The organism is Bacillus sp. AK031, from assembly GCF_053903065.1.
Genome location: NZ_CP096424.1, coordinates 1597839 through 1612192, shown reverse-complemented (window position 1 = coordinate 1612192; position 14354 = coordinate 1597839). Strand labels below are relative to the sequence as shown.

General features: G+C 41.7%; 15 protein-coding genes. 1 reads left to right on the top strand and 14 read right to left on the bottom strand.

Going from position 1 to position 14354, the window contains the following annotated elements; translation table 11 throughout:
- The first annotated feature begins 72 nt into the window (after window positions 1-72).
- Window positions 73-705, top strand: coding sequence for a PAQR family membrane homeostasis protein TrhA (gene trhA, locus M1E09_RS08060; RefSeq protein WP_456274319.1), 633 nt, complete (start codon window positions 73-75; stop codon window positions 703-705).
- A 63-nt stretch (window positions 706-768) separates the two neighbouring features.
- Here the strand turns inward: trhA and M1E09_RS08055 are convergent, their stop codons facing one another.
- The 14 genes from M1E09_RS08055 to M1E09_RS07990 all read right to left on the bottom strand — a co-directional run bounded on the left by M1E09_RS08055 (window position 769) and on the right by M1E09_RS07990 (window position 14126).
- Window positions 769-1089: a DUF3243 family protein gene (locus M1E09_RS08055; protein ID WP_456274318.1), complete on the bottom strand. Its 321-nt coding sequence runs from the start codon at window positions 1087-1089 to the stop codon at window positions 769-771.
- 104 nt (window positions 1090-1193) lie between these two features.
- Complete coding sequence (locus M1E09_RS08050; protein WP_456274317.1) at window positions 1194-1919, bottom strand: lysophospholipid acyltransferase family protein; 726 nt, start codon at window positions 1917-1919, stop codon at window positions 1194-1196.
- Between the two features lie 136 nt (window positions 1920-2055).
- Window positions 2056-2544, bottom strand: a complete 489-nt coding sequence (locus M1E09_RS08045; protein WP_456274316.1) for a dihydrofolate reductase — start codon at window positions 2542-2544, stop codon at window positions 2056-2058.
- Window positions 2541-3335 carry a thymidylate synthase gene (locus tag M1E09_RS08040; RefSeq protein WP_456274315.1) on the bottom strand — a complete coding sequence of 265 codons (795 nt, stop codon included), beginning with the start codon at window positions 3333-3335 and terminating at the stop codon, window positions 2541-2543. The genes M1E09_RS08045 and M1E09_RS08040 overlap by 4 nt, the downstream gene beginning before the upstream one ends.
- 11 nt (window positions 3336-3346) lie before the next feature.
- Window positions 3347-4048, bottom strand: coding sequence for an anthrax toxin lethal factor-related metalloendopeptidase (locus tag M1E09_RS08035; protein WP_456274314.1), 702 nt, complete (start codon window positions 4046-4048; stop codon window positions 3347-3349).
- Between the two features lie 748 nt (window positions 4049-4796).
- Entirely contained in the window at window positions 4797-5396 is a 600-nt protein-coding gene (locus M1E09_RS08030; protein ID WP_456274313.1) for a YpjP family protein, read from the bottom strand.
- Window positions 5397-5852: 456 nt separating this feature from the next.
- Window positions 5853-6626: a class I SAM-dependent methyltransferase gene (locus tag M1E09_RS08025; RefSeq protein ID WP_456274312.1), complete on the bottom strand. Its 774-nt coding sequence runs from the start codon at window positions 6624-6626 to the stop codon at window positions 5853-5855.
- A gap of 98 nt (window positions 6627-6724) precedes the next feature.
- Window positions 6725-7159 carry a BrxA/BrxB family bacilliredoxin gene (locus M1E09_RS08020; RefSeq protein WP_456274311.1) on the bottom strand — a complete coding sequence of 145 codons (435 nt, stop codon included), beginning with the start codon at window positions 7157-7159 and terminating at the stop codon, window positions 6725-6727.
- 44 nt (window positions 7160-7203) lie between these two features.
- On the bottom strand, window positions 7204-8331 hold the full coding sequence (locus M1E09_RS08015) for a conserved virulence factor C family protein (protein WP_456274310.1): 1128 nt from the start codon (window positions 8329-8331) through the stop codon (window positions 7204-7206).
- A gap of 80 nt (window positions 8332-8411) precedes the next feature.
- Entirely contained in the window at window positions 8412-10301 is a 1890-nt protein-coding gene (locus M1E09_RS08010) for an ABC-F family ATP-binding cassette domain-containing protein (protein WP_456274309.1), read from the bottom strand.
- Entirely contained in the window at window positions 10298-10945 is a 648-nt protein-coding gene (locus tag M1E09_RS08005) for an HD domain-containing protein (RefSeq protein ID WP_456274308.1), read from the bottom strand. The genes M1E09_RS08010 and M1E09_RS08005 overlap by 4 nt, the downstream gene beginning before the upstream one ends.
- Window positions 10946-11066: 121 nt before the next feature.
- Window positions 11067-11906, bottom strand: coding sequence for a DegV family protein (locus M1E09_RS08000; protein WP_456274307.1), 840 nt, complete (start codon window positions 11904-11906; stop codon window positions 11067-11069).
- 58 nt (window positions 11907-11964) lie between these two features.
- On the bottom strand, window positions 11965-12453 hold the full coding sequence (locus M1E09_RS07995) for a hypothetical protein (RefSeq protein ID WP_456274306.1): 489 nt from the start codon (window positions 12451-12453) through the stop codon (window positions 11965-11967).
- A gap of 38 nt (window positions 12454-12491) precedes the next feature.
- On the bottom strand, window positions 12492-14126 hold the full coding sequence (locus M1E09_RS07990) for a formate--tetrahydrofolate ligase (protein WP_456274939.1): 1635 nt from the start codon (window positions 14124-14126) through the stop codon (window positions 12492-12494).
- Between the last annotated feature and the right edge of the window lie 228 nt (window positions 14127-14354).

Genomic DNA, 14354 nt, shown 5'->3' with positions numbered 1-14354 from the left:
ATCTATTATTTGCCATTATATAACCGCCATATTATGATTAACTATAGAGATGAAAAAGGAGGTACTAATTAGTTGGCCTTTGATTATACAAATTGGAAAGAGGAGATCGCAAACGCTGTTACCCACGGGATAGGTTTTTTGTTAAGTATTCCTGCCCTGGTCATGCTGATATTGGCAGCTCTTGATAAAGGTACTGCCTGGCATATTGTAAGTTTTACAATATTCGGTGTTTCCATGCTGCTTCTCTATTTATTTTCAACCATGCTCCACAGCTGCAGACCTTCAAAGATAAAAAAATTGTTCGCCATCCTTGACCACTCGGCAATCTATATTCTCATAGCCGGAACCTATACTCCGTTTATGTTGGTGAGTCTCCGCACACCTCTCGGCTGGACAATATTCGGCATCATTTGGGGATTAGCGATTGCTGGAATTGTGTTCAAATGTTACTTTGTTGATAAATATCAAATTGTCTCCACCCTTGTTTATTTGTTAATGGGATGGTTGATAATTATTGCTATTAAGCCACTGTATGAAGTGCTGAGTCCATCAGGTTTCGCCCTTCTGCTTACCGGCGGCATCTTTTACTCAATCGGTGCCTTCTTTTATGTATGGAATAAGCTGCCCTACAACCATGCAATCTGGCACGTGTTTGTTCTTGCCGGAAGCTCATTTATGTATTTTTGTGTATTGTTCTATGTTTGATTATTTATATAAAAAAGACCCTGCATGGCAGCCTTAGCTGCCTTACAGGGTCTTTTTTTTAGATTAGGATACAAGTTTTACGAGCATGTGAGAAAGCATATGCTGTTCCTCTTTGTTACCCGCTTTCCATAGCTCATACAAGAGTTTTTCTTCTCGGTTTTTCGGCTCTTCATGTTTAGCCAGATAATCTCCGACTTTTTGAGCTGCACGTGCCTGCTGCTCTTCGTTTAATCCCAATTTATCAGCTTTTTCGACCTTATCGCCCAGGTAATCAGTGAATCGTTCGAAGTTTGAGAGAATGTCCTCTTTTTTGTCTTCTGACATATTTGAAAGACGGTCATCAACTTTGTTGCCCATTTTACTGTCATTCGTATTGTGTTCCATTCTGTCTCATCTCCTTTTTTATTAATACAGTGTCTATATTCCCGATAGTATTAGGGTTAAACCATATAGAGCACATCGAAAAGCAATGAAGACAGAGCCACAGTCTAAGAAGCACGGTCAAATTTATTTGATGCAATCATCCCTTGCACCATATCAGCCATTTCGCGGGGAGACAAACCCTTGTATTCCTTATAAGGAATAGCTGGCAGCACATTGATCTCTACGCTTGCTGGTTTAAGGCCCCGCTTCTGGTTTTCAAAGATGTCGGCCGTACCGGATATATTTATTGGCACAACGGGTACTCCTGCTTCCAATGCTATTCTAAAGGCCCCTGTTTTAAACTGGTTGACACTTCTGCCCTTGCTCCTGGTTCCTTCAGGAAAGATGACCAGAGAATGCCCCTCATTCAACTTAGCCATGCACTCTCTAAGCGACAGAATGGACTGCCGTTTGTTTTTTCTGTCGATGAACACACAGTTGAGCGCATCCATCCATTCATTGATGATCGGCACTTTTTTCACTTCGATTTTCGACATGAATCCAAACGGTTTTTCAATATATCCTAGCAAAACAGGAATATCAAAATCACCTTCATGATTAGAAACAAATAGAACAGGACCAGCTGGTATATGATGATTTCCTGTCACTTTCACCTTGGTCCCTGTCCTGATAATGATCCCCCTTGCCCACCTTTTCGGCATAGCATGCTTGATGACATCCTCTTCTTCCACTGACATCGAGGAGTCAAGCTTTTTCACCTTGGTTAAAGTCGGGATGCTGTAGATTAAGTATAAGGCCATGTATATCAAAACATATAAAAAACGAAGCATTTCCTTTCCCCTTTCAGTTTACATACATTATTATTATAGCTTCTTTTTGTACTGAGTGACGGGAAATTTCAACTTAATGTGTGAGAAACAAAAAAACTGGCAGACTCCATTTTGAAGGCTGCCAGTTCGTGGTAAGCTAATTGATTTTCTCGTATATTTCAAAAACATAATGATATGGATTTTTTTCATTCTTGATTCCCTGTTTAGAAGAAATCAGTTTGTATTGGCCCCAGTTTAATTCAGGAAAATGGGTATCTCCTTCAAAACTTTCATGAATCCTTGTTACATAAAGCTTGTCTGCGTAAGGGGTGAATTTTTTGAAGATTTCCGATCCTCCTGTCACCATTACCTCTACTTCTCTTTCTTCAGCATAATGAAGTACCTCTTCTACTTCATGATAGATGATACACCCTTCTGCCTCATAAGAAAAATCCCTGGTAAGTACGATGTTTTCCCGTCCAGGAAGCGGTTTTCCGATAGATTCGTATGTTTTTCTTCCCATGACGATCGGATGCCCCATTGTTGTTTCTTTGAAAAACTTCAAATCTTCAGGAAGTCTCCATGGCAGCTTGTTTTCATGGCCGATCACGCCATTTTCATCCATTGCCCACACAAACGAAATCATACACTCACCACTCCTTTAATATGTGGATGGGGATCATAGTCTTCGAGAGAAAAATCTTCAAAGCTGTAGCTGAATATATCCTTTACATCCTTATTGATCTTGATTGAAGGGAGTGCTCTAGGCTCTCTCGTCAACTGCAGCTTCACCTGTTCTACATGATTCTGGTAAATGTGGACATCTCCAAAAGTATGGACAAATTCACCAGGTTCCAAGTCACAAACATTTGCAATCATCATTGTTAACAATGCATAGGAGGCTATATTAAACGGAACGCCAAGAAACACATCTGCCGAGCGCTGATATAATTGACAAGAAAGTTTTCCATCTGCAACATAGAATTGGAAAAGGCAATGGCATGGCGGCAGTGCCATCTTATCAATATCCCCCACATTCCAAGCATTGACAATCAATCGCCTGGAATCAGGATTCTTCTTGATGCTTTCAATGAGTTCAGTAATCTGGTCGATTGTTTCTCCGCCTGCGCCTTCCCACGAACGCCACTGTTTCCCATATACCGGTCCTAGGTCACCGGTTTCATCAGCCCACTCATTCCAGATACGCACTCCATTTTCCTGAAGATACTTTACATTTGTATCTCCCTGTAAAAACCACAGAAGTTCATGAATGATTGATTTCACATGCAATTTCTTCGTCGTCAGCATCGGAAACCCTTCGCTTAAATCAAATCGCATTTGGTATCCGAAGGTACTGATCGTTCCAGTTCCGGTCCGATCCCCTTTTTCAGTGCCGTTTTCTAAAACATGTCTGCATAGCTCAAGGTATTGTTTCATTTTATTCCCCTTTACATTGATTCCAACTCTCTGAAGAATTGGTGAGTTGCCGGTGCTTTTTCTTTTAATCTTTTGTTGGTTTTCAGATTGAGGTAAAACATCGCAAACGTTTCAGCGAAATATTCTTCCTCGTACTCCAAAAAGTAATCTTCTTCCGGGAACAATAAATGTGCTTCCCGTTTCCAAATCGCCGTAAATTTCATCTTTAAATAGATTTCTTTCAAAACATATCGGTCAATGCTGTGAGCAATTTCATGGAGTTCAAGATTGATTGAACCATGCCCTTCCCCTTTCTCGCTATGGCCGATTTTAACAAGGACAAGCTGAGAGCCCCCTATTCCAGGGACTTCATCCCAGGTTCTTTCTGTATTAGTGTACCCTCTCGGAGTGACACCTTTCAAGTGCTGCGTCGTTGGAAATGAGGTTAATTTATCTTGAAATAGACGAACCTTGATCCCTTCAGTATTTATCCTGTGAAGAAGTTTTTCCGGAATGTGATCGAGACGATAAATGATCTGCCTTGCTTCGTCTTCATCAAAAGGTTCTTCAGGCAATAGAACAATATTTTCAAGTATTTCAGAATGTAATGTGAGGTCTTTTTTTATAGGGGCATTATCAAGAAATATACCCGGGTAGTTGGCAGAGGTATTTTGGAGGACCAGGAATACTCCCGCAAAAATGACGGTGACGAATAATGAAAATTTTTGGTACATTCACTTTGTCACCCTTTCCCATTGGTAGAAGTTTCAGAAGGAGCTCTTCACAAGATAGGAAGAGGAGTATTGCAACTATGAAACTATTATAACATATATTACAATAATATTATTCTGTAAGATATTTGAAAAATCGAACTAATCAGCTATTTTCATAGCAAACAGCCTTGTATCTGCTATTTTAAGATAATATTTACTCTTTTTTAAAACCTAAAAAAAGACAAGTACAGATGAACCTCATCTACTTTCAAGTATCTTTTCGCATATAGTTTCGTACACGCCTCCAAAAGACTGAAATATATATTGCAGTCTTGCGATTTATGTAGCGAAGTAACTTACGAAATGGCATGAAAAAACCATAACGGATTTGTCCATTATGGTTATAATTCGCCCCTTTATAAGGGGTCCAATATGCAGCGGGTTTACTGTATAAAAACGGCTTTTCTTCACGTAACAAATAGGTGCCTCCGAACGTAATCCCATTGGCCCTAAGAAAATCAGCAGCATAAGTTGATGAAAATAAAGGAAGAAACTTCCCTTATTTAGGAAAAGTCACTTTATATAGTGAAAATAAGGGAAATATTTTCCGCTAATTCTATGAAAATCATGAAAAATGGAGTTCTGTACCAGGAATAAGGGAAAATTCTTCCCCTATTTATCGCTCAATCAGCTATTTTTGCAGTTTAAAGGAAAAATTTTCTCTTATTTTATGGATTTGCGACCCTTACTTCCCGTACTTGTCTTTTTCCTAAGCGAGCCATTGCGGAGGTACATTTTTGTCCCAGTAGATGTCCCCCAGGCTGAAATGCTCCTGGAAGTTATCATGAGCAGTATGGTAATGGAAGTTAAAATAATATCCATCAAGCGGAGGATGGTCACGTCTCACATGAAACCGGATGACATCTTCGCCGCTTCTTTCATCATAAATGTGAAAGATCTTTTCACTTTTGGCATAAGTCGGAACTTCTGAAATCGTTAAAAAAGAAAGGTCTTTTTCAGGATATTGCTTTGTCGTTTCTTCTATTGCAACTTGAATTTTAGGTAAGATGACCGATTGGAATTCATTCTGGATCACCGGCTTGATTTTACTTCCAAACTTGATGTAAGCCTGGTGTTCTGCCTCAGACATTATTTTCTGAACAAAGATTTCATGGTCTAGTTCTGCTTCTTCGCTGATTTCGGCTACGTCTGATGTAACTTCTGATTCACTGTGTATGCTTGATGCTGCTTTATTATTGGATTTATTCAGATTTTCATTTTCATTTAAAAAGGCCTGAGATGGCGTCACCAATCCGAAGGTCAAAATGGATATCAGGACGACAAACGACTTCCTCAACCAGTTAGACAAGTCAAATACTTCCTTTCTATATGTATCTCTTTTTTCATTATACATGTTTAGACGTATGAGAGGTTAAAAAGGTTTCGAAAATTTTATGAAGGATATTAAAACAGGAATGTGGTACTATATTAGAAGAACTTGTATAGAGGAGGATTATCAATGAACGTCGATATAATGGTAAGCATCGGATTCTTACTTTTGCTGTTTTACTTCATCTCACTTACTCTTACAGACTGATCCAAAATACTTAACCATAACGGGGCCCAGCTTAAATAGCAGGGCCCCGTTATTTTTTTTGTTTTTTAAAGAATGTTGTAGTCTTTTATTCCCTTTTTAAAAAGCTGCCAGATTTCCGCTCCAATCAACCTAAGTTAGCACTCCAAAGGTGGATGAGTTTTTGTCATAATGAAACTAGAACTCTTTCGAACATTTGCCTGTTGGGATTAATCAGGGCTCTTACATCTATTAAAGTTCAATTATTCCGTAATGAAATTTCGCAGACGGGCGCTTGTTGACCTGGAATCCGAATTGTGCAAACAAAGGAGAATTGAAATGTTCCTTTAGTACTACCCTGCGGTTTGCAACCCTCTTTGCCTGTTCAATGGTCTCTTTATCTAATCCGCTGTATAATGCCCAATTCCTCATTGGCATGATGCCTGCTGAAGATACTATTGGTTCACTGAACATCGGATCAAAGTAGACAACATCAAAGCTGTTGTCCGGCATCTCTTTTAAATACTCAATAGAGGAGGAATTGACTACTTCCACCCTTTTCATCGCTTCATTCATTTCCTTCAGTCCCGAATCCCATGTCTTCAGCCCTTCCCTGATCAGGTATGAAATCTCCAGGCTGCCTTCAATTCCTGTTACCTTCCCGCTGCTCCCCACAGCAAAACTAGCCACAATACTGTCAGACGCCATACCCAGCGTACAATCCAAAAGACTCATTCCTGATGTTAGCCCGGCTGCTTCTGCAAAAGAATCTTCCTCTCCATTAAGAATTCTCTTAAGACGAAAGGAAGCCGAATTGGGATGAAAGAAAAACGGCTCATCTGAATCTGCTGAAAACAATTCCAGCCGCTCTTTTCCGACAACCAGAATATCCTGGGAGTACCTGTCTTTCATACCTTTGACAGTTTTCTTTCTTCTTTCTATGTATTCCTTTCCCAAATCTCCTGCAACTTTTTTGGCTTTTTGAATCATTTCATTGTTGGTTCTTCCTGCTGTCGTGACTATCAACAGGCTCACTCCTTTTTTATGTTTCAGGATTGCTTGTTACTGAAACACAAAATCCAGGTGTACGGAATTCTGATCCGTTCCCTGGATTTCATGTGTACTTATTTCGACTTGTCGAGTCCCGCTTTAATTTCATCCATGATTTCTTCAATGGAATGATCTTCGATTTTTTCCCGCGGTATGAAATGAATGACTTCTTTACCTTTTAGGATTGCCATTGACGGTGAAGAAGGCTCATATCCTTCAAAGTATTCACGCATCTTCACTGTTGCTTCACGGTCTTGCCCGGCAAAAACAGTAAGGAGCTGGTCAATCTGGCCTTCACTGTTCATCACAGCTTGTGTGGCCGCCGGTCTTGCAAGTCCTGCAGCACAGCCGCATACTGAATTGACCACTACTAATGAAATACCCTTTGCATTATCCATTGTCTGTTCGACTTCTTCTTCTGTCAGCAGTTCTTTGAAACCTGCTTGAGTTAATTCTGCCCTCATCGGCTTTACCAACTGCTTCATATATTCTTCATATGCCATAGACATGATTATCCATCTCCTTTTCTTGGTATGTTTATGTTTGGAATTGATTATTGCTTTCTCGCTTCAGTCATTTGCTTCCAGACCGATCCTTTGGCTTCTTCTCCGCCTTCAATTCTTTCAATGGCCATTTTCACCTGAAGCTTCACTTCAAATTCAGGATCATCTTCGGCGTTTTTTAAAGCAGGGAGGACACTTCTATCTCCAACTTCATAAAGGAACATCGCTGCACGCCAGCGGACCAGTTTGCTTTTGTCTTGCAGGGCAACTGCCATTTCATCCATAGCTTTTTCAAATCCAAGATCTGACAGACAGTCTCCGGCTGTTCTTCTGACTGTGACTGTTTTGTCCTTTAATCCTTTATATAGCAAAGGAAGAGCTTTTTCATCCTCAATCATGCCCACATATACGACTGCAAGCCTGCGGATTGACGCTTTTTCATCATTGAGGGCTTTTTCGAGCAGCGGCAGGTCCCCAATATCAGGGTCTTTCATGCTTTCCAGGAGCTGATATCTTGTTTGCCAGTCTGGTGCATCAAATTCTTCAACAGTTACTATTCTCCCGCGTTTCCCTGTCTTCTCCTCAGCTGCGCTATCAGGATCCTGAGCTTTTTTAACAAGAGAATCGATTCTCTCTTGAGGATAGGCGGCCATAAGCTCCTCAACCACACTCTCTCCAATATCCTCCAGTTCACCGTAACGGGCACCTTGGTCTTTCCACTTGCGGAGAAGAACAACATTATCCCCTTCCATCTGGGCTTCACTGACAGCTTTTACAAACTGTTCCGGCATAGAGAAACGCTTTTCCTCTGAATCAGTTTTTAGTTTCACTTGCATAGGAATGCCTTTGAACTCCTGGACACTGACTGCAACCTCACCAAAGTGTTCATCAGCTTTCGTTTCATTCTTATCCACTGAGGCATCTTCACCAAATGCTTTGCGTACCCGTGGAAGCAGCTCCTGCCAGTCGAACTTGGCATTTCTCTCGACAGCCAGGAAGTCTGCCACGTGATAAACACCTTTAATTCCTTCAATCTCAAGAATATCTCTAATGCGCTTCGGTGCTGAAGAAGCATCTTCTTTTTTGTAGTTGTTGCTCTTTCCGCCAGCCATTTCTTCATCCAATATGATTTTCATCGTATTAGGGCTCGGCGTTGGTTCAATTGACTTTATCTTCATAGATCCTTGACCCCTTTCTATGTACAGTTCGTATCTGGTTTCATTCTAACATAGTCGGATTTCTAATCTAATGAATGTGCTTAGCCCTCCGCAATCTCCGATAGATAGGACCAGCGCTCGATCAACTCTTCTAATTTATTGTTGTATTCCTCGATATCTGCCATAAGCTTTTGTGCCTTTTCAAAATCACTGCCGACAGATTCTAACTCGGTCTGAGCCGTTTCCAGCTTTTCTTCTGTCTGGGCGATTTGATCATCTATCGTTTCCCATTCTCTCTTCTCGTTGTAGGTCATTCTTTTCTTTTTATCAGAAGCAGCTGGTTTTGCCGCTTGTTTTTCAACAGGTTTCTTTTCTTTTGGTTGATTTTCCTCTGCAGCTTTCAAAGAAAGATACTCAGAGTATTCTCCTAAATAAGTCCCGATATGACCGCTTCCTTCAAAAACAAGAAGCTGTTCTGCCGTTTTATCGAGAAAATAACGGTCATGTGACACAGTGATAACGACGCCGGAAAAATCAGATATATAGTCTTCGAGCACCGTTAAGGTTTCGGTATCCAGATCATTTGTCGGCTCATCCAGCAAAAGGACATTTGGCTTTGTCATTAACAATTTCAAAAGGAAAAGCCTGCGTTTCTCTCCTCCTGAAAGCTTTCTGATCAAGGTTCCGTGGCTGTGCATCGGAAACAGGAACCGTTCGAGCATACTGGCAGCAGAAATCTGATCACCGCTGGCAGTTGTTATGACATCTCCGGATTCCCTGATATATTCAATCATCCTTTGGTTTTCATCCATTTCTTCATGGCCTTGAGTATAATAGGCGATTTTAACGGTCTGACCCTGATTCAGTTCACCTTCATCCAATTGATCCTGGCCTGCAAGGATGTTCAGGAAAGTCGATTTTCCACTTCCATTCCTGCCGACGACCCCAATCCGGTCGCCCGGCTTGATCAAATAGTTGAATTGATTAAGGATGACCTGGCCCGGATAGCTTTTATACGCTTCTTTGAATTCAAAGACCTGCTTGCCAAGGCGGCTTCCTGATAGTGACATATCGATCCCTTCGGTTGAAGGACCTGAAGACATATTGTCCTCAAGGTTTTCAAAACGCTGGATACGCGCCTTTTGTTTTGTGGTGCGCGCTTTTGCCCCGCGCCTCATCCATGCCAACTCACGACGGTAAAGATTTCTCTGCTTTTCTGCCATTTGCTGTTCTTGTTCGTTTCGTTCTGACTTGGCTTCAATGAAGGCCTGGTAGTTCCCTTTATAGGAGTATAGGTTCCCTCCATCCAGTTCAAAAATCCGATTGGTGACACGATCAAGGAAGTAGCGGTCATGCGTCACAATAAGGACCGCTCCCTGATATCTGGATAAGTAGTCTTCAAGCCACTTTATTGACTGGTAATCGAGATGGTTGGTAGGCTCATCCAGGATTAAAAGATCAGGCGTTTCAATCAACACCTGAGCAAGGGCCACCCGCTTCTTCTGTCCTCCGGAGAGCTCCCCGACTTTTTTTGTGAACTGTGAGATCCCAAGCTTGGTCAAGATCGCTTTCGCATTTGCATTGGCATCCCAGGCGTTATGAATCTCCATTTGCCGCTGGGCTTCAAATAACGCTGCCTGATTATTTTCGTTTTCCGGATTGGCTTCAAGGTGGATAAGCGCTGTTTCATACTCACGCATCACCTTTATGACAGCCGCCTCACTTTGGAAAACCTGGCTTATCACTGTCAAATCAGGATTGAGTTCCGGCTCCTGATCCAGATAGGAAATGACATAATCATTCGGCTTAGTCATTTCCCCGCTATCTGCTTCATCAATCCCGGCGATAATCTTCAGGAGGCTTGATTTTCCGGTGCCATTGACACCGATCAATCCAGCTCTTTCTTTTTCGGTTATCGTAAAGCCGATGTCTTTAAACAGCATTTTTTCCCCATATGATTTGGTAATATTTTCAACAGTTAACATTCTCACAGCTGACCATTCCATTCTTTATAAAATTGCTTTAAAAAAAGTTCCATAAACTGATGCCGTTCTTCCGCCAGCTCTTTTCCTGTATCAGTACTCATGCGGTCTTTAAGAAGCAGAAGCTTTTCATAAAAATGATGAATAGTGGAAGTTTCACCATTGCGGTATTCTTCCAATGTCATGTTCTTTCTAACGGGTAAATCAGGACTGTATATAGGATTGCCTTTTTTTCCGCCGTAAGCAAAAGTCCTGGCAATGCCCAGGGCACCCATTGCATCAAGCCTGTCTGCATCCCTTACTGCCATTGCTTCTGTCGAAAGGAGTTCCTTTTCATTTCCGCCCCGGAATGAGATGGATTTAATGATGTCGACAATCCTTTCTTTTTCCTCATTATGTACATCTATACTTTCAAGAATAGTATTTACCTTGTTAAGCCCCGCTTGCTCACTTTCAATCAATTTATCGTCTGCAATATCATGTAGAAGTGCAGCTAACTCAATTCTTTCCATATGGCTGCTGCCTTCCTTTTTTCCAATATAGACTGCCAGCTGCCGCACACGGTCAATATGATGCCAGTCATGCCCGCTGGGATCATCCGCATGTATGGCTTGAACCTTCTTTTCAACTTCGGTGATTTTGTTCGTATCCATATAAAGTCACCCTTTCCCCTTTATTTTAACAGAATGCCGGGAAAAAGGCTTTGCCGGGGATACTTTAGAAGCTGGCAACAGCCAATATCCCCATAAAAAAAGAGGGGAAGCCCCCTCTGAATCACTCTGCAAACCAACTTAGGCCAAGCGTATTCTCGCCTGCATGGACCCCAATAACAGCACCGATCTCATGGGCTGAAAAAGAGATCTCCCGATACTTAACGGACAGCTCCCGGACCCAGGACTCAGCTTCCTCTTTTATTAATCCATAAAGGATGTAAACTTCTGTTATATTCTTTTTCTTTAAGGTCTCATCCAGGTAATCTTTCATTCTGATATGGCCTTTGCCTGTGCTTCTGACTTTTTCTTCCACTGAAAGCCGGCCGTCTTTGATTTTCAGTATCGGCTTGATTTTCAGAACTGAGCCTAGAAAAAAGGACAGGCCGTTCATTCTGCCGCTTTTGTGAAGCTGTTCAAGACTCCCTACCATCACAAAGGTTTCACCTGTCTCGATTTTTTTTAATAAGTTCGATTCTATCTGATGAGGGGCCGCTCCGGTATCTGCCTGTTCTATTCCATCGAGAATCAACCTGGTTAGTGGGAAAGATAAAATTTTTGAATCAATGACCGTCACTGGAATATCTACAAGCTGAGACGCCTGCTGGGCGGAAGAAAAAGTACCGCTGAACGCCGCCGAAACGTGTATAGAAAAAATATGGTCATAATTTTCCTGAAGCTCTTCATAGAGTTCTTGAAACACTCCAATGGAAGGCTGCGAGGTTTTGGCATCTGTTCCTTTTTGCCTTAAATGCCTGAAAAGTTCTTCCGGAAACAAATCGACTCCGTCTATATATTCCTTATCCCCAATGATTATATTCATCGGTACAATGAAGACATCTTGATGGTTCTTCAACTCTTCCGACTTTGATGCTGTACTGTCTGTCACCCATGCAATTCTCATATCCCTCATCCCCTTTTTGACGATATGTAAGTACTACTTCTGATTTATTGGGTCATGCCTAAATTATATTCAATAATGAATTCTCTATGTGCACTGCAACTTCCTCTAAATCATCCACCATTTCTTCCGTGATGATCCGGTTAAAGTTCACCTTGCAGATGTGCTGCAGTGGATTGATGCTGGATTTTATTTCTGTCCATTCCAGCGTTCGTTCCGGTCCCCACCACTCTTCCAATCTATTAATGGTTTCATCCGAAAAAAGCTTTCCTTCCGATTGGTAGAGAACCTGCAGCCAGGCACCGGGAATTCCATTTTCGAAAGGATGGGCTTCAGCATTCCATTCTTTTATTCCTGCTAACAAAGATATGACAGCACTGACATTATCTACGTCAGGATCAGATACTGTAAGAGAGAATCTGCGTTCCAAACTGGCAAGGTCGATAATATCTTTCCTGTCAGTTATTTTTAAGGAACCAGATAGTTCAAGTTCATACAACGCACCTTGTAACACGACTTTCAGATTTTCATAGGCTGTTGGGTCAAACATCCATGGCTCCTCCCTCTTATATAAGATTAAGAAGCGGACTAGTAAAGCCCGCTTACATTCCCTTCTTCATCTACATCCATTTCATAGGCTGCCGGTTTTTTGGGCAATCCAGGCATTGTCATGACTTCTCCTGTCAAGGCGACGATAAATCCTGCTCCTATTTTCGGCCGCAGCTCTCTTATGTGTATGGAGAAATCTTTTGGCCTTCCTAACTTCAACTTATCATCTGAAAGTGAATACTGGGTTTTCGCCATGCAGACAGGCAGTGTTCCCCACCCCTGTTTTTCCAGATCAATCAGCTGCTTTTCAGCTTTTGCTGAAAATTCGACACCCATGGCCCCATACACATTGTAAGCTACAGTCCTGATTTTATCTTCAATACTTATGTTACTGTCATAGAGACGTCTGAAGGATTTTTCACCGTGCTCGATTGCACTGATGACTTTACCGGCCAAATCTTCTCCGCCTTTACCTCCATGCTCCCAAACTTCTGCCAATGAAACAGAAGCTCCGTGGCTTTCACACCAGCTGAATAAATAAGATAATTCGGCTTCTGTATCGGTTATGAATTTGTTAATGGCAATCACAAACGGAACACCGAAGAGTTCAACCGTTTCCATATGCTTTTTCAAATTTTCCAAGCCCTTTTCAAGCGCAGAAAGATTTTCTTCCGATAAATGATTTTTATTCTGACCGCCATGCATCTTCAAAGCTCTCACTGTAGCGACAATCACTACGGCATCAGGACTTGCACCAAGTGAAGGGGTTTTGATGTTCATGAATTTCTCAGCACCCAAATCAGCTCCAAAACCGGACTCAGTCACGACATAGTCTGCCAGCTTTAAAGCTGTTTTGGTCGCTATGACAGAATTGCAGCCATGAGCAATATTGGCAAAAGGACCTCCATGAACAAGGGCAGGTGTATGTTCAATGGTCTGGACAAGGTTGGGCTTAATTGCATCTTTCAATAACATAGCCAAAGCCCCTTGTGCTCCCAGATCATTAACCGTAACAGGCTCCTTTCTTGAGTTATAGGCTATTACCATTTTCGAGAGGCGCTGTTTCAGGTCTTCAAGATTGCCGGCAAGACAAAGGACAGCCATAATTTCTGAAGCGACGGTGATGTCAAAGCCATCTTCCCGCGGTACACCTTGAACAGGGCCCCCAAGGCCGATAACGATTTGCCTCAGAGCCCGATCATTAATATCCAATGCCCGTTTCCACACAATGCGCCTTGGATCTATAAGGAGGTCATTCCCCTGGTGGATATGGTTATCAATCAACGCTGCCAATGCATTATTGGCGGCAGTAATTGCGTGTATATCCCCAGTAAAATGCAAGTTGATATCCTCCATGGGAAGAACCTGAGCATAACCTCCTCCCGCTGCACCACCTTTTATGCCCATCGTCGGCCCTAAAGAAGGCTCTCTTAAAGCAATCATCGTTTTCTTTCCGACTAGAGATAACGCATCACCCAAGCCTACAGTGACGGTTGATTTCCCTTCACCTGCAGGAGTAGGGTTAATTGAAGTGACAAGGATCAGCTTGCCGTTCGCATTGTTATCCAGCTTTTTTATAGATTGTAAAGATAGTTTCGCCTTATATTTTCCGTACATTTCCAAATCATCTTCCTCAAGCCCTACTTTGCTGGCGACTTCCTTAACTGGAAGCATCTTTGCTGTCTGGGCTATTTCAATGTCTGAAGGCACAATCTTCTTATTCAATACAATTCCTCCTTAGGCCTGTAAACCATCAACTGTTTGACTATGTAAAAACACTGGTTTTCTATTAATAATGGATTTTTAAAATTTCTTTATTGTCTTTAAATGCAATTTAAACCATATAACCTAATTATGAGCTCTTTTTGCCAATATTATTGCCAGAAAATTTCTTGAGGAATT